22 protein-coding genes, 1 other RNA gene and 1 pseudogene are annotated in these 23028 nt (G+C 68.1%); 3 read left to right on the top strand and 21 right to left on the bottom strand.

Annotated features, from left to right (window positions below; all coding sequences use genetic code 11):
- Positions 1-297 precede the first annotated feature (297 nt).
- The 17 genes from rpmG to glpD all read right to left on the bottom strand — a co-directional run bounded on the left by rpmG (position 298) and on the right by glpD (position 16680).
- Positions 298-465 (bottom strand): 50S ribosomal protein L33, encoded by a 168-nt coding sequence (rpmG, locus tag NHN26_RS16380; RefSeq protein WP_132694922.1) that lies wholly within the window; start codon positions 463-465, stop codon positions 298-300.
- Between the two features lie 103 nt (positions 466-568).
- Positions 569-1285: a DUF533 domain-containing protein gene (locus NHN26_RS16375; protein ID WP_253090415.1), complete on the bottom strand. Its 717-nt coding sequence runs from the start codon at positions 1283-1285 to the stop codon at positions 569-571.
- Positions 1286-1402: 117 nt separating this feature from the next.
- The gene (locus tag NHN26_RS16370) at positions 1403-2110 is read right to left on the bottom strand and encodes a DUF533 domain-containing protein (protein WP_253090414.1); all 708 of its coding nucleotides are present in this window, start codon (positions 2108-2110) and stop codon (positions 1403-1405) included.
- Positions 2111-2204: 94 nt separating this feature from the next.
- Positions 2205-2589, bottom strand: an RNA gene (gene rnpB / locus NHN26_RS16365) — RNase P RNA component class A.
- An 11-nt stretch (positions 2590-2600) separates the two neighbouring features.
- Complete coding sequence (locus NHN26_RS16360; RefSeq protein WP_253090413.1) at positions 2601-3284, bottom strand: N-acetylmuramoyl-L-alanine amidase; 684 nt, start codon at positions 3282-3284, stop codon at positions 2601-2603.
- Positions 3285-3288: 4 nt separating this feature from the next.
- The gene (locus tag NHN26_RS16355) at positions 3289-3948 is read right to left on the bottom strand and encodes a hypothetical protein (RefSeq protein WP_253090412.1); all 660 of its coding nucleotides are present in this window, start codon (positions 3946-3948) and stop codon (positions 3289-3291) included.
- A gap of 41 nt (positions 3949-3989) precedes the next feature.
- Positions 3990-5471, bottom strand: coding sequence for an Asp-tRNA(Asn)/Glu-tRNA(Gln) amidotransferase subunit GatA (gene gatA, locus NHN26_RS16350; RefSeq protein WP_253090411.1), 1482 nt, complete (start codon positions 5469-5471; stop codon positions 3990-3992).
- 6 nt (positions 5472-5477) lie between these two features.
- On the bottom strand, positions 5478-5765 hold the full coding sequence (gene gatC, locus NHN26_RS16345; RefSeq protein WP_253090410.1) for an Asp-tRNA(Asn)/Glu-tRNA(Gln) amidotransferase subunit GatC: 288 nt from the start codon (positions 5763-5765) through the stop codon (positions 5478-5480).
- A 161-nt stretch (positions 5766-5926) separates the two neighbouring features.
- Positions 5927-7066, bottom strand: coding sequence for an iron-containing alcohol dehydrogenase (locus NHN26_RS16340; RefSeq protein ID WP_253090409.1), 1140 nt, complete (start codon positions 7064-7066; stop codon positions 5927-5929).
- A gap of 5 nt (positions 7067-7071) precedes the next feature.
- Positions 7072-8556: a glycerol kinase GlpK gene (glpK, locus tag NHN26_RS16335; protein WP_253090408.1), complete on the bottom strand. Its 1485-nt coding sequence runs from the start codon at positions 8554-8556 to the stop codon at positions 7072-7074.
- A gap of 207 nt (positions 8557-8763) precedes the next feature.
- Positions 8764-10491 (bottom strand): ABC transporter substrate-binding protein, encoded by a 1728-nt coding sequence (locus NHN26_RS16330; protein ID WP_253090407.1) that lies wholly within the window; start codon positions 10489-10491, stop codon positions 8764-8766.
- A gap of 92 nt (positions 10492-10583) precedes the next feature.
- Entirely contained in the window at positions 10584-10856 is a 273-nt protein-coding gene (locus tag NHN26_RS16325) for a DUF2160 domain-containing protein (RefSeq protein ID WP_253090416.1), read from the bottom strand.
- 264 nt (positions 10857-11120) lie between these two features.
- Entirely contained in the window at positions 11121-11969 is an 849-nt protein-coding gene (locus tag NHN26_RS16320) for a carbohydrate ABC transporter permease (protein WP_253090406.1), read from the bottom strand.
- 3 nt (positions 11970-11972) lie between these two features.
- Positions 11973-12842 (bottom strand): carbohydrate ABC transporter permease, encoded by an 870-nt coding sequence (locus NHN26_RS16315; protein WP_253090405.1) that lies wholly within the window; start codon positions 12840-12842, stop codon positions 11973-11975.
- A complete protein-coding gene (locus NHN26_RS16310; protein WP_253090404.1) occupies positions 12842-13918 on the bottom strand; it encodes an ABC transporter ATP-binding protein in 1077 nt (358 codons plus the stop codon). Before NHN26_RS16310 ends, NHN26_RS16315 begins: the two co-directional genes overlap by 1 nt.
- An 11-nt stretch (positions 13919-13929) precedes the next feature.
- Entirely contained in the window at positions 13930-15018 is a 1089-nt protein-coding gene (locus tag NHN26_RS16305; protein WP_253090403.1) for an ABC transporter ATP-binding protein, read from the bottom strand.
- Between the two features lie 18 nt (positions 15019-15036).
- Positions 15037-16680 carry a glycerol-3-phosphate dehydrogenase gene (gene glpD / locus NHN26_RS16300; RefSeq protein ID WP_435594219.1) on the bottom strand — a complete coding sequence of 548 codons (1644 nt, stop codon included), beginning with the start codon at positions 16678-16680 and terminating at the stop codon, positions 15037-15039.
- A 231-nt stretch (positions 16681-16911) separates the two neighbouring features.
- On the opposite strand from glpD, the gene NHN26_RS16295 reads away from it, so the two are divergent.
- On the top strand, positions 16912-17673 hold the full coding sequence (locus NHN26_RS16295; RefSeq protein WP_253090401.1) for a DeoR/GlpR family DNA-binding transcription regulator: 762 nt from the start codon (positions 16912-16914) through the stop codon (positions 17671-17673).
- 150 nt (positions 17674-17823) lie between these two features.
- Positions 17824-18033: a hypothetical protein gene (locus tag NHN26_RS16290; protein ID WP_253090400.1), complete on the top strand. Its 210-nt coding sequence runs from the start codon at positions 17824-17826 to the stop codon at positions 18031-18033.
- A 180-nt stretch (positions 18034-18213) separates the two neighbouring features.
- On the opposite strand, the gene NHN26_RS16285 is transcribed toward NHN26_RS16290, so the two are convergent.
- The 3 genes from NHN26_RS16285 to NHN26_RS16275 all read right to left on the bottom strand — a co-directional run bounded on the left by NHN26_RS16285 (position 18214) and on the right by NHN26_RS16275 (position 21661).
- A complete protein-coding gene (locus NHN26_RS16285; RefSeq protein WP_253090399.1) occupies positions 18214-19578 on the bottom strand; it encodes an FAD-binding oxidoreductase in 1365 nt (454 codons plus the stop codon).
- A 194-nt stretch (positions 19579-19772) separates the two neighbouring features.
- Complete coding sequence (locus NHN26_RS16280) at positions 19773-21107, bottom strand: GAF domain-containing protein (RefSeq protein WP_253090398.1); 1335 nt, start codon at positions 21105-21107, stop codon at positions 19773-19775.
- On the bottom strand, positions 21104-21661 hold the full coding sequence (locus NHN26_RS16275) for a hypothetical protein (protein ID WP_253090397.1): 558 nt from the start codon (positions 21659-21661) through the stop codon (positions 21104-21106). Before NHN26_RS16275 ends, NHN26_RS16280 begins: the two co-directional genes overlap by 4 nt.
- Before the next feature lie 742 nt (positions 21662-22403).
- Here NHN26_RS16275 and NHN26_RS16270 point away from each other — a divergent pair.
- Positions 22404-22939, top strand: a pseudogene (locus NHN26_RS16270) (transposase); the annotation flags it as partial.
- Here the strand turns inward: NHN26_RS16270 and NHN26_RS16265 are convergent.
- On the bottom strand, positions 22931-23028 hold a 98-nt coding region (locus tag NHN26_RS16265), incomplete at its 5' end, for a transposase domain-containing protein (protein WP_435594217.1). The pseudogene NHN26_RS16270 and the gene NHN26_RS16265 sit on opposite strands and share 9 nt — an antisense overlap.

Below are 23028 nucleotides of genomic sequence, written 5' to 3'. Positions count from 1 at the left end.
GATCTGTCACCAGCTTCACAGCCTCAAACTTGAACTCCTTCGTGAACTTCCGTCTTACCATGTCCGATCTCCAGGTCCTTGGTCACGATCTTATCTTCGTGTCCACGAAACCGGCAGCAGGCCACCACCGGCCATCCCGCGCAAGGCCATCACGGGCCGGGGGCGCAGCCCCCGGCCCCCGGTCGCCTCGCGAAGCGAGGCGAAATCCTGGTCGCGGCGCCTCGGCGGGCGCGCCGCCAAACGCAAAAGGGCCGCGCCAAGGACGCAGCCCCGAACAAGGTCACCGTCAGGCGGGCGTTACTTGATCTTGCCTTCCTTGTACTCGACGTGCTTGCGCACGACGGGGTCGTATTTCTTGATCACCATCTTCTCGGTCATCGTGCGGGCGTTCTTCTTGGTCACGTAGAAATGCCCGGTGTCCGCGGTCGAGTTCAGGCGGATCTTGATGGTCGTCGGCTTCGCCATGTCTCATCTCCGTCTCGCGGGGAGCATCGCCGCCGCCCCACCAAATTCCATGAAGTCCGCCTTTTAGCGATCCCCACCCGCGAGTCAAGCGGCTTCGGCAGGTTCAGCCCAGCACCTGCGGCAGCCGCATCGCCTGGTGGATCCGGGTGCGCGCGGCGATGCCCAGATGCAGCGCGGCGGCCAGCCGGTCGAGATAGGCGATCCCGGCGGGGTCGGTGATGTCGATCATCAGCACCGAGGCCGCATAGACCGCCGTGCGCTGATAGCTGCCGGTCTCGGCGGCCAGCGCGTCGATGTCGACGGGCCGGGCCAGCTCGGCCTCGACATAGGCGCGCTCCTCCTCGCTCTGGTCGCCCAGCAGGTCGAACAGGCGTGCCCGTTCGCCCGCGTCGATCTGGCCATCGGCTTTTGCCGCCTGCACCATCGCCCGGATCATCAGCCGGGCCTGGCGTTCCAGCGTGGCGCCGGGCGGCGTGCCGCTGCCCATGGCGGCGCTCAGGTCGCGCGCATCGCCCGAGCCCGCCCATATGGCCGCCCAGAGCGCCGACATCAGCCCGGCCACGCCCAGCACCGCGCTGTCGCCCGCCCCCCGCGCCCGCGCGCCCATCCAGCCCAGGTTCCGCTCCAGCCCGGACGCGCCGCCCTGGACCTGCATCCGCTCCAGCAGCGCACCGACCTGGCTGGCGATCGCCGCTTGCGAGGCGGTGGATTGCATCGTGCGCGCCAGCCCCGCGCCGCCGCCGGTCTTCTGGAACCTGTCCATGCCCCTGGCCGCGGCATAGCCGACGACAAGGGTCGCCATCGTCCTGACAAAACTCATGCTCTCTCCATCCCGCTGTCCGGTGCGCCGTCGGGGAAGCCCCCCGGGCGCCAGACTAGCGGCAGGACCGCCCTGCCCCAACGGCCCCGATGTCGCGCATCGGGGCCGCAGGTGGGATCAGGCCGACAGCCCCATCATTTTGCGGATCTGCGCCACCTTGGCGTCATCGAGCCCCAGCGCCGAGGCAAGCGAGGCCAGATAGGCCTCTTCGGCGGGGCTGTCGATGCGGCCCATGCTGGCGGCCGAGGCATAGACCTGCGCGCGCATCGCCTCGGAAGTGTCATTGGCCAGCGCGACGGGATCGACCGGCGCAGCCATCTGGGCCTCGACAAAGGCGCGCTCCTCTTCGGTGGCGTCGCCCAGCGCCTCCATGATCTTCGCGTGTTCCGCGTCGTCGATCTGGCCATCGGCCTTGGCCGACTGGATCATCGCCCGGATCATCAGCTTGGCGTTTTCCTCCATCGACGAAGTCGCCACCGAACTGCCGGTCATCGCGTCGATCATCTGGCTGGCCTGCGCCGTGCCCGCCGCCGCGGCGCTGCCCAGCGCCGCCATCAGCCCGGCAACGCCCGCCGTCGCGGCCTCGCCGGTGCGGTCCATGCCGCGCCCCATGCTGGCCATCATCTCCTGCAGCTTCGCCGTGCCGCCCGGCAGGCCCATCCTCTCCATCATCGAGTCGAGCTGGCCGGTCATCTGCGACAATTGCTCGTTCGACTTCATCTTGTCCTGAAGGCCGGCCATGCCGCCCATCTTCCTGTACTGCTCCACCCCCTTGGCAGCGGCAAATCCCGCGGCCAGCGTGGCCATGGTCCTGACGAAACTCATTGGACAATCCTCCTCGGCGAAAACGGCGCGACTGCGCGCGCGCCCAGCCTAGCGGCTTTCGCATGCGTTAACGACGATTCGGCGAAGATCGAGGATGCGCGGACGGCCTGTAAGCCGGATTCTGTCCCCCCCGAACCGGGGTCCGGGGCTGGATGACCATTCCTCTACGCGCCGCGTTACCGCGCCGCTTGAGCTGCCAACCCGGACCCCTGGGCCGAAGCCGCCCTGCCGCAGATGCGGCGCGGGGTCCCTATTTGGCATTGCTCCCGGTGGGGCTTGCCGTGCCGGTCCTGTTGCCAGTCCCGCGGTGGGCTCTTACCCCACCGTTTCACCCTTGCCGCCGGGCAAGCCCGGAGGCGGTCTCGTTCTCTGTGGCGCTTTCCCTGGGGTTGCCCCCGCCGGGCGTTACCCGGCACCGTCGCTTCGTGGAGTCCGGACTTTCCTCGGACGTCGCCGCCCGCGGCCATCCAGCCATCCGCGCCCCGTGTAGTTAGAAAGCCGCGCCCCCCCGGTCAACGGGAAAGCGTCGCGCCAGGTCCAGCATCGCGCCCATGTCGCCCGGTGACAGCGGCCCCGTGGCCCAGGGCCGGAAGCGTTGGCGAAAGGCGTCCAGCACCGCGTCCATGGGCCAGTCCGCGCCATAGCCGAAGCGCAAGGCCGCCGCGCGGAACGCCGCCGGGTCCGGCGCGGCGCTGCCGGGACCGGGCCAGACCGACAGCCCCGACCGCGCCAGTCGCCGCCAGTCGAACCGCCGCCCCGGATCGCCCTTGCGGCCCGGCGCCATGTCGGAATGGCCGATCACCCGTTCGGGCGGCACCGCCCGGCGCGCCATCACCCCGCCAAGCAACGCCTCCAGCGCGGCCATCAGCGGCGCGGCAAAGGGTTCGTCGCCCCGGTTGTCCAGTTCGATCCCGATCGAGCGGGAATTGACATCCCCGACGGCCCCCCAGCAACCCGCCCCGGCATGCCAGGCCCGCTCTGCCTCGTCCACCAGATGATAGACCCGCCCGTCGCGCGCGATCAGGTAATGCGCCGAGACCTCGGCCGCGGGATCGCAGAGCCGGTCCAGCGCACCCGCCAGCGGCATCGCGGTATAATGCAGAACGATCAGATCGGGCCGGGCGCCGTTCCGCCGTGGCCCGAAATTCGGAGAGGGCCGCCAGAGCAGCGCCATCACCCTAGCGCCGCACGGCCGCCCGGAACGGTGCGGGATCCCAGAAACAGGCGAACCCGTCGCCATCGGGGTCCAGCCCCAGCCGGTCACGCTCGGGTCCGCCTGCGGCCAGGAACGCCTCCTGCGCCAGGTCGGCCGAGCCATATCTTGCGCAATTGCTCAGATAGCGTTCCTGGCTGACGCGGCCGATGCGGCTATGGACCGGCTGACCCACCCGGTTCGTGGTGCTCAACGCATATTGCGCGATATTCGGCCCCGCGCCGGTCGGCCGCTCCGGCACCGGCTCGGGCGCGACCACGGCATATTGCTGGCGCTGCCGCTCCAGCCGCTCGCGGTCGCTCTCGATCGACTCGCGCGCGGCGACGGCGTCGAAATTCTGCTCGTCGGACAGGCCCGGATTGCTGGAACGCGGCGCAGGATCGCCGGGGTCGGGCGCGATGACCGGCGCGGGCCCGGCCTCGTCGGGGCGCAGGGTCGCCAGCGCCTGCGCGGCGATCGCGGCCCCCTCGGACGCGGCCACGCCGTCCCCGCCGCGCAGGGCGCGTTCACGGTCGACGCTGTAGGCCGCATAGCTGTCAAAGCCCACCCCGGCCGCGGAATCCGGCACCTGCGGGGCGCAGGCGGCCAATGCCAGCACCGCCAGCCCCGAAAGACCAACACGCATCCCGTTCATCCTGCTCTCCCGATCCATGTAGGGACGCGCTCTTACCACCATTTCGCGGGCCGGGAAACAAAGCCCGCGGCATCCTCAAGCACTTGTGCGGTGTTCAACAGGTCGCCCTCTTCCCAGGGCCGCCCGATCAGTTGCAGCCCCAGCGGCAGCCCCTGCGCGTCCAGCCCCGCGGGCACCGAGATGCCCGGCAGCCCGGCCAGGTTCACCGTCACCGTGAACACGTCGTTGAGATACATCTCGACCGGATCGGCATCCTGCATCTCGCCCAGCCCGAAGGCGGCGGAGGGCGTCGCGGGCGTCAGGATCGCGTCGACCCCTTGCGCGAACATCTCGTCGAAATCTCGCTTGATGAGCGCCCGCACCTTGCGCGCGCGGTTGTAATAGGCGTCGTAGAAGCCCGCCGACAGGACATAGGTGCCGATCATCACCCGGCGCTGCACTTCCTTGCCGAACCCCTCGGCGCGGGTCTTTTCGTACATCTGCACGATGCCGTCGCCTTCGGCGAGCTTTGCGCGATGGCCATAGCGCACCCCGTCATAGCGCGCGAGGTTGCTGGACGCCTCGGCGGGCGCGATGACGTAATAGGCGGGCAGCGCGTATTTGGTGTGCGGCAGGCTGATATCGACGATCCTGGCGCCCGCATCCTTCAGCATCTCGGCGCCGCGGCTCCACAGCGCCTCGATCTCGGCGGGCATGCCTGCCATACGATATTCCGATGGAATTCCGATGGTTTTTCCACGGATGTCGCCGGTCAGCGCCGCCTCGAAATCCGGCACGGGAATGTCGGCAGAGGTCGAATCCTTCGGGTCATGCCCGGCCATCGCACCCAGCATGATCGCGGCATCGCGCACCGTCCGGGTCATCGGCCCCGCCTGGTCCAGCGAGGACGCAAAAGCCACGATTCCCCAACGGGATACGCGCCCATAGGTCGGCTTGATCCCGACGATTCCGGTAAAGGCCGCGGGCTGGCGGATCGAGCCGCCGGTATCGGTGCCGGTCGCCGCCAGACACAGATCGGCCGCAACGGCAGCGGCCGAGCCCCCCGACGAGCCCCCCGGCGTCAGGTCGCGATCATCGACCTTCCACGGGTTGACCGCATTGCCATAGGTGCTGGTCTCGTTCGAGCTGCCCATGGCGAACTCGTCCATGTTCAGCTTGCCCAGCATCACCGCGCCGGCATCCCACAGCTTCTGCGTGACGGTCGATTCATATTCGGGCCGGAACCCGTTCAGGATATGTGACGCAGCCTGCGAGGGCACGCCCCTGGTGCAGAAAAGATCCTTGATCCCCAGAGGCATGCCGCACATCGCGGGCGCGTCGCCTGCCGCGATCCGGGCATCGGCGGCGCGCGCCTGATCCAGCGCGATCTCGGGCGCCACATGGACAAAGGCATTCAGCCGCGCGGCGCCCTCGATCTCGGACAGGCAGGCCTCGGTCAGCGCCACCGCACTGGTTTCACCCTTGCGCAGCGCATCGCGCGCCTCGGCCAGTGTCAGCTTGCTCAGCTCGCTCATCGGCCGTTACTCCACCACCTTCGGAACCGCGAAGAACCCCTCGCGCGCATCGGGCGCATTGGCGAGGATCTTCTCGGGATAGCCGCCATCCGTCACCACATCCTCCCGCCGTTTCAGCCGCATCGGCGTGACGCTGGTCATCGGCTCGACATCGGAAACGTCGACCTCGTTCAACTGTTCCATGAAGGTCAGGATGCCCGAGAGTTGCCCGGCCAGAGCGGGCAGGTCGTCCTCGGCCACGGCGATCCGGGCCAGATGCGCCACCCGCCGCGCGGTGTCGATGTCGATGGACATGGGGCCGCCTCTCGTTGCTGAAAATCCGCCCCCGCGTTTAGCCCCCCGCCGCGTTCCCCGCAAGAGCACCGCATCCCGGCAAGGGCGTGCGCGGGGCTTCGGCTTCGTCGAACGCCCGGCCGATGCCCCCCCCGGATTGTCGAAGTCGGGGAAGGTGCGTCTCACCCGGCCATGACGATCCGGGCCAGCGCCTCGGGCGACAGCGCCGCCGGGTTGGCCTTCATCGACGACGAGCCGGACGCCGCGCGGGCAAGGGCGACCGCATCGAGCGGCCCCTCGGCGAGGTCGGCCAGACGGGGCAGGCCAGCCGCGTCGATCCAGTCGGACAATTGCCGGAACGCATCGCCCGGGGCGCAGCCGAGGGCCCCGGCAATCCAGCCCGCCACCTCGTCGAACCGGGCGACCGTGTGTCCCTCGGCGGCCAGGGCCGCGCGGTTCTCGCGCAATGTGGGCGCAAGGAGCCTGCCGCAGATCGCGCCATGCGGTGCGCCATGGCGCCCGCCGATCACCCCCGCAAGGCCATGCACGGCGCCGAGTCCGGCATTGGCAAGGGCGATGCCGCCGGTCAGGCTGACAAGGGCCAAGGCGTCGCGGGCCGCGGGGTCCTCGGCCTGCCTCAGCCGGACAAGGGCGGCCAGTCCGCGCGGGATCGCGTCGCGGCAAAGCGCGTCGGTCAACGGATTTGCGCGCCGGGAAAGGTAGGGCTCGATCACCTGTGTCACCGCGTCGAGCCCCGAGGCCAGCGTCACGGGCCAGGGGCAGCCATCGGTCAGCGCCGGATCGACCAGCGCCAGCGCCGGGATCAGCCGGTCGTCGCGCAGCGACACCTTGCGGCCATGGGCGGGCACGCCGATCACCGCGTTCTTCGTGGCCTCGGACCCGGTCCCCGCGGTGGTGGGCAGTGCCGCGAGCGGCAGGGGCGGCGCGGAGAGCGGCAGGCCCTGCCCCACCACTTCGAGATGGTCGAGCGGCGGGCGGTCGGAGGGCAGCAGCGCCGCCAGTGCCTTGCCCAGGTCGAGCACCGATCCGCCGCCGATGGCCGCCACAGCATCGGCAGCGAAGGGCCGCGCCTCGGCAAGTGCCGCCTCGAGCCCGGGCAGGTCGGGTTCGCCCTGCCCGCGGAGTTCCAGCACCGCCACACCCGCCGCGCGCAGCCCCTCGGCCAGCACGTCGGCGAAGCGCACGGATCCGCCGCGGACCAGCAGGATGCGGCGGCCCATCGCGGCGATCCGCGCGGGCGCCTCGGCGGCGGCGCCGCGGCCAAAGAGGATGCGGCCGGGGGTGAGGAACGCGAAGGTCATGGGGATCAGAACGCCTGCGTGGCCGCGACGGCGCGCGTCCAGCGGGCATAGCGGGCCTCGCGCGCGTCGGGGGCCATGGTGGGGACAAAGCTCTTCTCCAGCGCCCAGGTCCGCGCGAATTCGTCCATGCCCGGATAAAGCCCCGCGCGCTGGCCGGCCAGCCACGCCGCCCCCATCGCGGTCGTTTCCAGAACCCGGGGCCGGTCGACCTGCGCGCCCAGGATGTCGGCCAGGAACTGCATCGCCCAGTCCGACGCGCTCATGCCGCCATCGACCCGAAGCGCGGTATCGCCGCCCCCCGCCCAGTCGGCGGTCATCGCTTCCAGAAGGTCGCGGGTCTGGTAGCCCACGCTTTCCAGCGCGGCGCGGGCGAATTCCTCGGGGCCGGAATTGCGCGTCAGCCCGAACACCGCGCCGCGGCAGTCGGGCCGCCAGTAGGGCGCGCCGAGGCCGGTAAAGGCGGGCACCAGCACCACGCCCTGGCCCGGGTCGGCGGCCTCGGCCAGACCTTGCGTCTCGGAGGCGGAGCGGATCAGCCTCAGCCCGTCGCGCAGCCACTGGACCACGGCGCCCGCGATGAAGATCGAGCCTTCCAGCGCATAGGTCCGCTGGCCGTCAAGCTGGTAGGCGATGGTGGTCAGCAGCCGGTTCTGCGAAGCGACCGGATCGGTCCCGGTGTTCAGCAGCGCGAAGCAGCCCGTTCCATAGGTCGATTTCATCATGCCGGGGCGGAAACAGGCCTGGCCGATGGTCGCGGCCTGCTGGTCGCCCGCGATGCCGAGGATCGGGATCTCGCGCCCGAAAAGGTCGGCCCGCGTCACCCCGAAATCGGCGGCGCAATCGCGCACCTCGGGCAGGATCTCGGCGGGGATGTCCAGCATCTCGCACATCGCCTCGGACCAGCGCCCCTGCCGGATGTCGTAGAGCATCGTGCGCGCGGCGTTGGTGGCGTCGGTCGCATGCACGCGCCCGCCGGTCAGGTTCCATACAAGCCAGCTGTCGACCGTGCCGAAGGCCAGTTCGCCCCGGATCGCGCGGTCGCGCGCGCCCTCGACATGGTCGAGGATCCATTTCAGCTTGGTGCCCGAGAAATAGGGATCGAGCAAAAGCCCGGTCGTCTCGGTGACCGCCGCCTCGTGCCCGGCCGCCTTGAGCGCCTGACAGGTCTCGGCGGTGCGGCGGTCCTGCCAGACGATGGCGTTGTGAATGGGCTTGCCGGTGGCGCGGTCCCAGACCAGCGTGGTCTCGCGCTGGTTGGTGATGCCGATCGCGGCGATGTCGGCGGCATGCTTGCCGGCCTTTTCGATGGCGGCCCGCGCCGTCGCGGCCGTGGTCGACCACAGGTCCGAGGGGTCATGCTCGACCCAGCCGCTGGCCGGGTAATGCTGGGGAAACTCCTCCTGCGCGACGGCAACGACACGCAGGTCGGCGCCGAACAGGATCGCCCGGGTCGACGTGGTGCCCTGGTCGATGGCGAGGATATGGGTCATGGCGTCCGCTCACTGGTTCGGTTGCGAGGATTCCGTGCCGGAATGGAAGCCGCGCATCAAGGTCACGATGGGCAGGACCACCGTCACGACCTGGTCGAACGGCAGCCTGACCCGGCCGGACGTCCCAAGGATTGCAGGCGCTCCCGGTCCGCCGCACTCGGGCGCACGCGGGCCCGTTGCCGGGCCCGCGCCTTTCGGTCGCAAAGGTCAGTTCTGCCAGGACTTGATCAGTTCGTCATAGGAGACGGTGATCGGTTCCTCGTCCTCGTTGTCGAGCTTGGCCTTGGGCGCGCCGGGCTGGCTCAGCCAGTATTCGGGGTCCTGCTCCTCGTTCAGCCTGGGCCCCAGATCGCCCTGCACGCCCGCGCGTTCCAGACGCTGAAGCACCTGCTCCTGATCCGCGCACAGCGCGTCGAGGGCCTGTTGCGGGGTCTTGGCGCCCGACATCGCGTCGCCGATGTTCTGCCACCAGAGCTGCGCCAGCTTCGGGTAGTCGGGCACGTTGGTGCCGGTGGGCGACCATTGCACGCGGGCGGGCGAGCGGTAGAACTCGATCAGGCCGCCCAGCTTGTCGGCGCGCTCGCTGAAGTGGTCCGAGTTGATCGTGGACTCGCGGATGAAGGTCAGGCCCACATCCGATTTCTTGAGGTCCACGGTCTTCGAGGTCACGAACTGGGCGTAAAGCCAGGCCGCCTTGGCCCGGTCCACCGGCGTCGATTCCATCAGCGTCCAGGATCCGGCGTCCTGATAGCCGATCTTCATGCCCTCTTCCCAGTAGACGCCGTGCGGGCTGGGGGCCATGCGCCATTTGGGCGTGCCGTCCTCGTTCAGCACGGCCCTGGCCCCCTCGCCCACCATGTCGGCGGTGAAGGCGGTGTACCAGAACATCTGCTGGGCGATCTGGCCCTGGGCGGGCACCGGCCCGGCCTCGCCGAAGGTCATGCCGGCGGCGGTGGGCGGCGAATATTTCTGCAGCCACTCGATCGCCTTGGTGACCGCATAGACCGCGGCCGGGCCGTTGGTGGCGCCGCCGCGCGCGACGCAGGATCCCACGGGCTGGCTGTTCTCGTTCACCCGGATGCCCCATTCGTCCACGGGCAGGCCGTTCGGTTCGCCCACATCACCCATGCCCGCCATCGACATCCACGCGTCGGTATAGCGCCAGCCGAGGCTGGGGTCCTTCTTGCCGTAATCCATGTTGCCGAAGACCGAGCTCGGCCCGCCGATATAGGACATGTCGCGGCCGGTGAAGAATTCGGCGATGTCCTCGTAGGCCGACCAGTTGACCGGCACGCCCAGGTCATAGCCATAGGCGGCCTTGAAATCCTCCATGGTCTTGGGATCGGTGAACCAGTCGTAGCGGAACCAGTAGAGATTGGCGAATTGCTGGTCGGGCAACTGATACAGCTTGCCGTCCGGCCCGGTGGTGAAGCTGAGCCCGATGAAATCGTCGAGGTCGAGCGTCGGGCTGGTCACGTCCGCGCCCTCGCCCGCCATCCAGTCGGTCAGGTTGCGCGCCTGCTGATAGCGCCAGTGGGTGCCGATCAGGTCGGAGTCGTTGACATAGGCGTCATAGACGTTCTGGCCCGACTGCATCTGGGTCTGCAGCTTCTCGACCACGTCGCCCTCGCCGATCAGGTCATGGGTGACCTTGATACCGGTGATCGCGCTGAAGGCGGGCGCCAGCACGCGCGCTTCGTATTCATGGGTGGTGATCGTTTCCGAGACCACGTTGATCTCCATCCCGGCGAAGGGCTGGGCGGCGTCGACGAACCACTGCATCTCGGCCTCCTGCTCCGCGCGGGTCAGGACCGAGAGGCCCGCGATCTCGCTATCGAGAAAGGCGATCGCCTCCTCCATCCCCGCCCAGGTCGGGCCGGACAGAAGCGCGAGGCTCGCCGCGATCGCCGTGGTGGATTTCAATCTGAGGTTCATTTGGGTCTCCTCCCTTTGGTGAACCGTTTTTCCGAGGATTTGTTGGTCGGCGCGATCCGGGGCTCCTCGTGCCCCGGGCGCGGGTGACGGGCCTAGACCCAGCGGAAGACCGCCGCGGCCCAGGCCAGGCAGACGATGAGGGCGTAAGGTTGATGCTCGCCCACAAGCCCCAGCCAGGCGAGGTTGATGAAGGCCGAGCCCAGAAGCGTGATGAAGAGCCGGTCGCCCCGCGTGGTCTCGATGCGCAGGATGCCGGTGCGCGGGGTTTCGGGGAAGCGGATCGCGAGCACGGTGAAGGTGATGAGAAGTGCCGCGATGGTCGCGAAGAAGGCCGCTGTGGGCCAGGTCCAGGCCATCCAGTCCATGTCAGTCCTCAACCACTTTCAGTTCATAATGTGGGTTAATGCCGGCCGTTAGGGTGGAGCCCGGTTTGTGGATCGTTATTTTGAACGGATCCCAATTCAACTTGTCATTCCTACGCCTCGTTGCGTTGACTATCTCGCTTGGGTTCAAATCGCGGCAAACTAAGCGTTCGAGGAGCATGTGAGGGTCACAACCTGTTGGAGCTTCAATCTCGAAGACCAAATTCTCGCCATCGAAACACCTGATCCTATAGCGGCGCTTTCCCATCACACTCTCCCCAATGCAAAACCCTTGGCGATGTAGTTGCGCACGAAGTAGATCACGAGCGCGCCGGGCACGATGGTCAGCACCCCCGCCGCCGCCAGAACGCCCCAGTCCAGGCCGCTGGCCGACACGGTGCGGGTCATCGTCGCCGCGATGGGCTTGGCGTTGACCGAGGTCAGCGTACGCGACAACAGCAACTCGACCCACGAGAACATGAAGCAGAAGAACGCCGCCACGCCGATCCCGCTGGCGATCAGCGGCATGAAGATCTTCACGAAGAAGCGCGGGAAGGAATAGCCGTCGATATAGGCGGTCTCGTCGATTTCCTTGGGCACCCCGCGCATGAAGCCTTCGAGGATCCAGACCGCCAGCGGCACGTTGAACAGGCAATGCGCCAGCGCCACCGCGATATGCGTGTCGAAGAGGCCCACGGACGAATAAAGCTGGAAGAACGGCAGGGCAAAGACCGCGGGCGGCGCCATGCGGTTGGTCAGCAGCCAGAAGAACAGGTGCTTGTCGCCCATGAAGCGGTAGCGCGAGAACGCATAGGCCGCGGGCAGCGCCACGACGACCGAGAGCACCGTGTTCATGCAGACATAGATCAGCGAGTTGACATAGCCCATGTACCAGCTCGCATCCGTCAGGATCACGCGGTAGTTCCGCAAGGTCGGTTCCTGCGGCCAGAGGCTGAAGCCGCCGAGGATCTCGGAATTGGTCTTCAGGCTCATGTTCACCAGCCAGTAGATCGGCAGCATCAGGAACAAGAGGTACAGCGTCATCACCACCGCGCTGGTGTTCACCCGCGGCAGGGCCAGCGACCGGCGGGGCTGGGCAATCGTCGCGTCGGGCATGGCCTAGCCCCCCTTCCGGTCGAGATTGGTCATGACGGTGTAGAACACCCAACTGATCAGCAGGATCACGAGGAAATACATGATCGAGAAGGCCGCCGCGGGGCCGAGGTCGAATTGCCCCAGCGCCATCTTCACCAGGTTGATCGACAGGAAGGTGGTGGCGTTGCCGGGGCCGCCGCCGGTGACGACGAAAGGCTCGGTATAGATCATGAAGCTGTCCATGAACCGCAAAAGCACCGCGATCATCAGCACGCCCGCCATCTTGGGCAGTTCGATATAGCGGAACACCTTCCAGCGGCTCGCCTGGTCGATCTTGGCGGCCTGGTAATAGGCATCGGGAATGGATTGCAGGCCCGCGTAGCACAAGAGCGCCACCAGCGAGGTCCAGTGCCAGACATCCATCACGATCACCGTGATCCAGGCATCGACGGCGTTCTGGGTGTAGTTGTAATTGATGCCCAGCCTGTCGAGCGTGTAGCCCAGCAGCCCGATATCGACGCGGCCGAAGATCTGCCAGATCGTGCCGACCACGTTGAACGGGATCAGCAGCGGCAGTGACATCAGCACAAGGCAGACACTGGCCCAGACGCCCCGCTTGGGCATGTTGAGCGCGACGAAGATGCCCAGCGGCACCTCGATCGCCAGGATCGTCGCCGAGAAGATCAGCTGTCGGCCCAGCGCGTTCCACATCCGCTCGGAGCGCAGCATCTCCTCGAACCACTCGAGCCCGGCCCAGAAGAAGCGGTTGTTGCCGAAGGTGTCCTGCACCGAGTAGTTCACCACCGTCATCAGCGGGATCACCGCCGAGAACGCCACCAGCACCAGCACGGGCAGCACCAGGAACCAGGCCTTGTGATTGGTCGGCTTGTCCATCACGCGGCCTCCCCGCTGACGCGCCAGTCGTCGGCATAGACGTTCACCCGGTCGGGGTCGAAGCGGACGCGGGTCTGGTCGGCGCCGATCCTGTCCTCCTCGCGGGCGATGATGTTGATCTCGTGGCTGAAGAACTCGGCCCGCACGATCTTGTGCCGGCCCACATCCTCGACCCGGCGGATCCGGACGGGCAGCCCCTCGGTCGCCGAGAGCCGCGCGAATTCGGGCCGCACGCCGATCTCGACCTTGCCGGACAGGGCGGGATAGCCATGCGCCAGTTCCACCTCGGCGCCCTCGATATAGGCGCGGGTGCCCTCCACCCTGGCGGGCAGGACGTTCATCCCCGGCGAGCCGATGAAATAGCCGACGAAGGTGTGCTCGGGCGTCTCGAACAACTCTTCCGGCGTGCCGATCTGCACCACGCGGCCATCATGCATCACCACCACCCGGTCGGCGAAGGTCAGCGCCTCGGTCTGGTCATGGGTGACATAGATCATCGTGTGGCCGAACTCGCGGTGCAGCGATTTCAGCTGGGTCCTGAGTTCCCATTTCATGTGCGGGTCGATCACCGTCAGCGGCTCGTCGAACAGGATCGCGTTGACATCGCGCCGCACCATGCCGCGGCCGAGGCTGATCTTCTGCTTGGCATCCGCCGTCAGCCCGCGCGCCTTGCGGTCAAGCTGGTCCTCCATCCCGATCATGCGGGCGATGGCCTGAACCCGCTCGGCGATATATGCGGGGTCGCGGCCCCGGTTCCTCAGCGGGAAGGCCAGGTTGTCGCGCACGCTCATCGTGTCGTAGACCACGGGAAACTGGAACACCTGCGCGATGTTGCGCGCGGTCGTGGGGGCATGCGTCATGTCCGCGTCGTCGAACAGGATGCGGCCCTGGCTGGGCGCCAGAAGCCCCGAAATGATGTTCAAGAGCGTGGACTTGCCGCAGCCCGAGGGCCCCAGCAGCGCATAGGCCGCGCCATCCTCCCAGACATGGGTCATTTCCTTCAGCGCCCAGTCGGCGTCGGATTTCGGCGCGGGCAGGTAGGAATGGGCCAGCTTGTCGAGCGTGATCCGGGCCATTTTCCCCTCCCTCAGGCGGCCAGCGCATAGGCGGCGGGCGCGACCAGTCGCCCGTCCTCGCCGAAGATGTAGACATGGGCGGGATCCAGATGCACCCGGATGTCCTCGCCCAACGCGAGGTCGTGGACGCCATGGATCAGCCCCACCCAGCGTTCGCCATGGTGATCGAGATGGACAAAGGTCTCGGACCCGGTCAGTTCCGTGACCACCAGCCGCGCGGTGAATTCCATCGCGTCCACCTTGTGCCGCGCGATTTCCAGGTGGTTCGGCCGGAACCCGGCGGTGTAGCGCCCGTCGGCCAGATCGGCCAGCCGGCCGGTCGCGGGCGCCGACTGGCCGTCGCCGAACATCAGCTTCGCGCCGGTCTTGGCAACGGCCAGGAAATTCATCGGCGGATCGCTGAACACCCGCGCGGTCGTGGCGTCCACCGGCTGGCGGTAGACCTGCGGGGTGGGCCCGAACTGGGTCACCCGGCCCTCCCACAGCGTCGCGGTGTGCCCGCCCAGCAGCAGCGCCTCTTCGGGTTCGGTGGTGGCATAGACGAAGATCGCGCCCGACGCCTCGAAGATGCGGGGGATCTCCACCCGCAACTCCTCGCGCAGCTTGTAGTCGAGATTGGCCAGCGGCTCGTCCAGCAGCACGAGCCCTGCGCCCTTGACCAGCGCCCGCGCCAGCGCGCAACGCTGCTGCTGGCCGCCCGACAGTTCCAGCGGGCGGCGCTCCAGCATGGGCGTCAGCCGCATCAGCGCGGCGGTCTCGCGCACGCGGGCGTCGATCTCGGCCCGGCCCATCCCCATCAGTCGCATCGGCGAGGCGATGTTGTCGTAGACGCTCATCGAGGGGTAGTTGATGAACTGCTGGTAGACCATCGCCACCTTGCGGTCCTGCACCCGCATCCCCGTGACGTCCTGCCCGTTCCAGTGGACGCGGCCCGCACTCGGCACGTCGAGCCCGGCCATCAGCCGCATCAGGGACGTCTTGCCCGACAGCGTCGGCCCCAGCAGCACGTTCATCGTGCCCTTGTCCAGCCTCAGGTCGGTCGGGTGGATATGGGTCTCGGTGCCGACAACCTTCGACACGCCCCGCAATTCCAGTGTCATTCTCCCCCCTTCGCCCCCTTATTCCGCCGCGGCGGGCGCGGTCTGTCGCCGCCGCTCCGCCATCCAGCGCTCCAGCGCGGCGATCCGGTCCGCCCCTAGCCGCAGCCCCAGCTTGCTGCGCCGCCAGAGGACATCCTCGGCGGTGCGGGCATATTCCCGCGTCCTCAGCCAGTCGACCTCGCGCTCGGTCAGGCCCGCGCCGAAATCCTGCCCCAGATCGCCCGGCCCGCGCGCCGCGCCCAGCATCGCCCACGCCTCGGCGCCATAGGCGCGCACCAGCCGCCGTGCCTGCCCATCTGACAGGAACGGGTAGTCCGCCACAAGCCGCGCGATCAGCGCCTCGGCCCCGTCCACCGGAAAGTCGCCCCCCGGCAGCGGCACGCCCGCCGTCCAGTCGCCCTTCAGGCCCGGAAAATGCGGAGCCAGCCGCGCCAGTGCCGCCTCGGCCAGCCGCCGGTAGGTGGTGATCTTGCCGCCGAAGACGTTCAGGACCGGCGCCCCCCCGGCCGCGTCCAGCTTGAGCGTGTAGTCCCGCGTCGCCGCCGTCGCGCTGGACGCGCCGTCGTCATAGAGCGGGCGCACGCCGGAAAAGGTCCAGACCACGTCCGCAGGCCCGATCGGCCGCCGGAAATACCGGTTGGCAAAGGCGATCAGATAGTCGCGCTCGGCCTCGGTGCAGTCGGGCGGCGCGGCGGGATCGTCGTGGTCCATGTCGGTCGTGCCGATCAGGGTAAAGTCGGTCTCGTAGGGGATCGCGAAGATGATGCGCCCATCGCTGCCCTGGAAGAAGTAGCACTTGTCGTGATCGAACAGCCGGCGCGTCACGATATGGCTGCCGCGCACCAGCCGCACGTTGTCCTGCGCGTTCAACCCCAGGACGCCGTGGATCACCTGCCCCGCCCAGGGGCCAGCGGCATTGACCAGCGCGCGGGCAAGGTGGGTCCGCCGCGCGCCGCTTTCGCTATCCTGCGTTTCGACGCGCCAGAGCGCGCCTTCGCGCCGGGCCGAGACCACCCGCGTGCGCGGCAGGATCTCGGCGCCCCGTGCCTCGGCATCGCGGGCGTTCAGCACCACAAGGCGCGAATCCTCGACCCAGCAATCGGAATATTCGAACGCCTTGCGGAACCGCGCCTGCAAGGGCGCGCCCTCGGGCGTGCCGGCCAGATCCAGCACCGTCGTCCCGGGCAGGATCTCGCGCGCCGCCAGCCGGTCATACAGCATCAGCGCCAGCCGGATCAGCCACGCGGGCCGCCGGCCCTTCATCCAGGGCATGATGCGGGCCAGCAGGCGCGAGGTCGGCGTCGCGGATTCGAACCGCATATCCTCATGGTACGGAAGGACGAATCGCATGGGCCAGCTGATATGGGGCATCGCGCGCAAAAGCGTCTCGCGCTCGATCAGCGCCTCGCGCACCAGGCGGAACTCGAAATATTCCAGGTAACGCAGGCCGCCATGGAACAGCTTGGTCGAGGCCGAGGAGGTCGCCGAGGCCAGGTCGTTCATCTCGGCCATCCGCACCGACAGGCCGCGCCCGGCCGCGTCGCGCGCGATCCCGCAGCCGTTGATCCCGCCGCCGATGACGAACAGATCGACAGGTTCTGCCGTAGCCCGGTCCGTCACGCGCTCCTCCCTTCGCGTTCCAATACGGGCGTTATGCCGCATTCCTGCCCAAAAAGAAAGACATTCGCGTTCGTTATTTTTCGCTTCTGGTGCCAGCCAAAAGCTTCAAGGGCTTGCCAGCCCCCTTTCAAGGGAACGACGAGGCACCAGGCGCGCCGAAAGCGCCGGACGGCCCCGTCCCGCACCGCCGATTCCCCGCCACACCCGCCCCGCACAGCCCGGGCTTGAGCGGCGCGGCCTGCCATGCGAACATCCACGAAAAGGAACGAGCGCATGTCGCAGACGATCCGTCACCCCGAGATCCTCGAGATCGCGCGGCGCGAGGGCAAGGTCACCGTCGAGGGGCTGGCCGAGCATTTCGGCGTGACGCTCCAGACGATCCGCCGCGACCTGAGCGACCTGGCCGAGGCCGGGCGGCTGGAACGGGTCCATGGCGGAGCGATCCTGCCCTCGGGCACCACCAATATCGGCTACGAGGAACGCCGCTCGCTGAACCAGGAGGCCAAGCGCGCCATCGCGCGGGCCTGCGCCGCGCGCGTGCCCGGCAACATCTCGCTCTTCCTCAACATCGGCACCACGACCGAGGCGGTGGCGCAGGAGCTTCTGCACCACGCCAACCTGATGGTGGTCACCAACAACATGAACGTGGCCAATATCCTGGTGGCCAACCGCGACTGCCAGATCATCGTCACCGGCGGCACGCTGCGCCGCTCGGACGGCGGGCTGATCGGCAATCTGGCCACCGAGACGATCCGGCAGTTCAAGTTCGACCTCGCGGTGATCGGCTGTTCGGCGCTGGACGGCGACGGCGACCTGCTGGATTTCGACATCCAGGAGGTGGGCGTCAGCCAGGCGATCCTGCGCCAGTCGCGCCGCACCTTCCTGGTGGCCGACCAGTCCAAGTTCAAGCGCTCCGCCCCCGCCCGCATCGCCTCGCTGGCCGCCATCGACGCCTTCTTCACCGACCGCCCGCTGGCCCCGGACCTGGCTGCGCGCTGCGCCGAATGGGGCACCGAGATCGTGATCAGCGCCTGAATTCCCGGCGGCCCGGTCTTCCGGCCAAGGCAACCCGAAGCGGGATTGACGCCGATGGAGCGCATACTCGTCGGCTGACGTTCGTCGGTCAGGCGGTGGAGAGACCCATTGGCGTGGATCTCTGCCCCGTCCATCCACGGCGCGAATGACATGCCCGGAACCGGCCGCCCATATCAAGCGCGGACCTGCCCAAACGCTCTTGACGAATACAATGACCTGCGACGCGATTTTTTCTTCGGCTGCGGGATGGCGCTTTCCGAAGCGAAGCGGTCGAAGCTGCTCGAGGACATGAACGCCAGGCTGAATGAGCTCCAGGCGGAGCAACTGTCGGCCCTGGTCGCGATGCGCGAGCTGGTTTGACGAAAGTGGTGACGCCGGCCGTCATCCCGGACATGGCGATCTCTGGCCGGCGTGTTGGCCCGCATGGGAGGTGGCTGTGGCCGGTGCGGCGGCCGCAGCCAGAAGAAGCGAGGTGTGGCGCGTCAGGGGTTTATCCTCGCTTGGTTTGCGCCGCACGATCTGCGGGCGTGTCGGTTGGGGTCAGGCGGCGGCGCAGTCGGCCGCCGGGGTGGTGAACAGGCCAGCCGGGTCGAAGCGGGCCGCGAGATCGCGCAGCCGCGCGTCTGCCGCAGGGTCGTGGGTCGGCAGGCGGCGCGGCCCGTTTTCGAGGTCGGCCTCGCCCACATAGGCGCCAAGGCAAAGCGGGGCCGTCCCCGCCATCGTCGCCCGGAGCCAGCGCAGCTGCGCCGCGTCCTCGTCGGCATCCTCCCAGATCGCGTAGACCGAGCCGAAGATGCGCCCGATCCGTGAAAATGCGCCGTCTCCGGGCGGCAGCGCCCTGGGAGAGCGCAGCATCATCAGCGCCAGGCTGCGGGGCGAGGGCGCCGAGACCATGCCGGTCGCGATGCGCTCCACGATCTCGGGGAACCGCGCATCCGACCAGAGGCTGTCGACGCCGTAGCGCAGCCCCTCGGGCATCGATCGCGCCGTGAAGCCGTAAAGCACGTCGAACGGCGTCGGCATGGGGCCGATCACCTGCATCGCTTCGGGCGCCCTTGCGAACAGCTCGGCGAGCGTCGCATGGCCCGCGGTGTCGCCCTCGGCGAAGACGGTCGCGATCGCCTCGACCATCGGTCCCTGAACGGGCATCTCCGGTGGCGGCGTCGCGATCTTCAGCGTGAGTTCGACATTGGCCGGCGCATCGGCCATCGCGGCCTCGGCCCAGGTCGCGACCGTGCCGGCCAGGGCGAGCGGGTAGACCCGCAGCTCGGTCAGGATCGCCTTCGGCGCCTCCATCAGGCGCAGATGATAGGCGGTGACGATGCCGAAGAAGGCTGGCCCCGCGCCGCGCGCGGCCCAGAAGACCTCGGCATTTTCGGTTTCGCTTGCGGTCAGGAGGCGCCCGTCGGCCATGACCACCTCGATCGCCTCGACCAGGAAGCAGGCCACGCCCCAGGCGCCCGAGTTCCAGCCGATCCCGCCGCCCAGAAGATAGCCGCTCATCGGGACGCTGCCGCAATGGCCCAGCGGGAAGGCGAGGTCGTGACGCGCAAGCGCGGCGGCCATCCGTGCGTTTGGGACGCCGGGTTCGACCCGCGCGACACGGCGCTTCGGGTCGATCCGCAGCCCGTCGAGCGCGCCGAGATCGACGACGATGTCCGCCTGCGCGGCGATGCCGGTGAAATGGTGCCCGCCCCCGCGCGGCGAGACGGTCAGCCCGTTCCGGGCGGCGAAGCGCACGGCCTCGGCCACGTCATCGGCACAGGCGGCACGCACGATCAGCCGCGTGCGGCGCGCGGGCTTGCGCCCGTTCCAGACAAGGGCGTCGCAGGCCTCGGCGTGCCCGGGGTCGAACCGGGTGATGAGATTGCCGCGCAGGCGGCGTTTCAGAGTATCGGTTTGCATGTCGGTATCCTTCGCATGGGCCACATCCGGCCCTCCCGGCGGCCAGAGATCGGCACCGGGGCGGGAACGGTTCGGCAGGTCGGGTTTCAGGGAGCAGCGAGCGCGTCGCCGCATGGCCGTGGGTGTACGCCCCGGCCCCGTGCGGCGCATCCTCAGACACCCTGCGCGAAAGGCTCACCAATGCTAAAAGACTGCTAAGCGGGTTCTTCGAGCGTCAGGCGGCAGGCGACGGCGAGCCGGAACCGGCCGCGCCCGGCCTTCTCGATTCGCAGGCAGGACTGCCGCTCCTCCAGTCGGCGGCGCAAGAGGATCATCCGCGCATCGAGGTTCTCGCCATGCGCGGGCAGGCGCAGCGCCGGATCGACGCGCAATTCGCGCAACGCGAAATCCGTTCGCCCCGTGGCCTGGAACTCCTGCAGCAGCCGCCAGAGGATCGCACCGGCCACGCCCTTGATCAGGTAGTCATGATCGACGAACACGCTCTGATCGACGGCGTAGTAGCGGACGGTGACGCCGCCGCCGAGCGGCAGGGCCGCGCCCGGTGCCGGGTGATCCTCGTCGGTCTCGTCCGCGCGCAGGATCGCGATGCGCGCCCCCAGATGCCCGGCGACAAGGGCCAGCGCGTCCTCGTCGTCATAGGCGAAGCGCATCGTCTCCTCGGCCTCGGCGAAGAGCACGCCAAGCAGACGACCGCCTTCGAGAATGGGCAGGGCGATCTGGCTGCGGGGCGCCGCAAGGCCCGGGAAAGGGATGGTTCGGGGCGCGCCCTCGATCAGTCCCGCGCGCCGGGCCGTTTCGGTGATCGCGGCGCCATAGCGGTATTCGCGGGTCATGTGGCCGATGCGGATGGGCGTGCGTTCGCGCGCGGCGACCCCGATCACGCCTTCGCCGAACTGCACCTCGGCGCCCACGCCCGAGGCGCGATAGCCGCGCGAGGCCACGGCATAGAGCCGGTCCTCGCCATCCTCGGCCATCAGCACCATGGCATGGCGGATGCCGAACTGCGCCGCCAGCACCTCGGTCGCGCGGTCCAGAAGCTCTTCCAGGTCGGTGCAGGCATCGAGGGCGGCGCAGGCGCGGCGGGTGGCCGCCAGCAAGGGCCGCGCCCGGGCGGCGCGCGGGATCTTCGGCCCCGGAACGGGTTCGATCGACAGTACGCGAAAGATGTCGGCGCCAAGCAGCCGGAACACCCCCTCCATCCCGTGATGGGAGGCGATCCCGGCAAGCTTGGCCTTCATGCTCTCGAAGAGCGGACCGCTGGTCAGCGTCTCCTCGTAGTCGAGCGCGAGGCGATGCTGCTGCATGGTCTCGGGGTCGACGATCTGCACCGAAGCCCGCCGCGTCGCCAGAAGGTTGCGCCGGGTCTTGTTGAAGAACTGGTAGGACAATGCGACCCGCTCGGGATCGACGTAATGGACCTGGCTGATCATCGACACGTTGGGCAGCCCCTCGGCATCGCAGGTGGCGATCACCGAGGCCACCACGCCTTCGAGCGACGGGCGCAGTGTATCGAGGCAGGGCGCGGTCATCGGGTCAGTTCCGCCCCCGCGCCGGGCCCGGGGGTCTGGGTGAACACCCGTTCGGGCAGGAACTCGATGGCGACGATGTCGTCCGGGTCGTGGGCGACATAGCCATCCGCCAGTTCGCGCGAGAACCCGATCTCGACAAGACCATCGGCAAGGACGGCGCATTGGCGGTCGATCTCGGGCAGGTCGTCGGACAGCGCCTCGCGGAGTGTGGCCGAGGCGGCCTTGACCTGAAACGCCCGGTGGTCCGGAGCGCCGGTGAACGTGGCGGCAATCCGGCCGCCCGCGGCAATGGCGTCAAGCAATGCGGCGTTGGCGGCGCGGCCGAGAAGGGCGCGGATCGTTCCATCCGGCCTTATCCGGCAGCCGATACCGACGCCCACGATGGGGCGGCCGTCCGGGTCGCAGCTGGCGAGCGTCACGCTGACGCCGGACTGAGCCAGCGCCACGAGATCCGGCGTCAGCAGACCGCCTCCCGGCGCCGGCTTCTGCGCGGCCCAGGACGCCAGATCGTTGATCGGAGAGGCGGGGATGAAGCTTGACGACATTTCAGCCACAGGGTTCTCGACGCACGATCTTGCGGCAGAAAACCGAAAATGTCACCTCGGGATGGGCGTCCTGTAGTGTCTCGTCGCGGCGGGAGTTTTGACAATATTGTTTGACAGCTGACGATGCCCCGACCGCAGACCCGTCACCAATCCCGTAATCCGAACAATCACGTCTCAGGCGCACATTCAGCCGTTCTGTAACTGGCTGGCCTTGCGGACCGCCTTCGACCCGATGTTCCGGCATGCGAAAGAGTGCCTGTTCGGCCAGGCGGCCAGTGCCAGGGCTTGAGATTTCGGACGCCGACCGGGATCGGGCCGACGCGGCCAAGCACCTCGCCCCGAAAACCGAAGGGGACACGCATCCAGCCCCGTTTCAGGGGGAAGACAGGGCGCGGCGGGCGCTTTCCACCCGACGGACCGAAGCCGGAATCGACGCGACCGCCAAGGGCGTCCCTCAGCGCGGTCTGCTCCTACTCGCGCAGGATCGCGATGATCGCTTCCTCAGTGGATTTCGATCGCTACGAGGTCCGGTCCCCTCTTTGGGCCGGACCCTGGCATCCTATGCGCAGGTAGCGCCCTTTGCAGAGTGCCCTGTGGTCGCCGGTAAAGGCCTCGAATCTGCTGTTCCGATGCTGCTGTGCGGCCCCGCCGAAGGCGACATTCGCTGCGCCTGCGGAATCCGATCGCGGGTCAATGCACACACCGCGAGATGGGGTTGATGGCTCCTGCTCCATCGGCGTCGCAATGCGCCATAACGGCTTTTGCCATCGTCGCGATGATCGGCAGCGCCGGACAGTCCCGGTGCGGCAGGGACTTCTCGGTCTGGCTGGGGCTGACACCGATCAACCTATCTACGGGAGGCAAAGAGCGGCTGGGACGCATATGCAACAAGATGGGCGACCGTCATATCCGACGCCTGATGATCATCGGCATGACCTCACGCATGGCCGAACTGGGCGCCAGTGCCGTCATCCCGCCCCGCAAGAATGCCAAGCCCTGGAAGCCCAGCGGCGATCGCGCGCGACGAGGCCCCCCCGCGCATCGAAATACATCGGCCGAAAGAACTGGCGGAAATGGAGCGGCGATCACCGCCGAAGTCGTATCGAGATCAAGATGAACCGCATGACCCTGCTGGGCCGACGCCTCATGGCACGCGATCCTGATCGGCAACTCGCCGCGCTTCAGGTGCGTCTCGCCGTCATGGACGGCCGCACCGCACTCGGCATTCCCGTCACGGAGGCCGTAGGTTGTAAGCGTCGTTGGACGGCCACCCGGTTTTCAGGTTGACGGCTGGTAATTCCACGGGAGCAACTCGTCCAGTCGGCCTTGCGGATGGCCGGCGGCGATGGCTTCGAGGGTGGATTTCAGATAGGCGA

The sequence above is a fragment of the Rhodovulum tesquicola genome (assembly GCF_024128855.1).
In the GTDB taxonomy this organism is placed as follows: domain Bacteria; phylum Pseudomonadota; class Alphaproteobacteria; order Rhodobacterales; family Rhodobacteraceae; genus Rhodovulum; species Rhodovulum tesquicola.
This window is presented reverse-complemented; position numbering and strand designations above follow the sequence as displayed.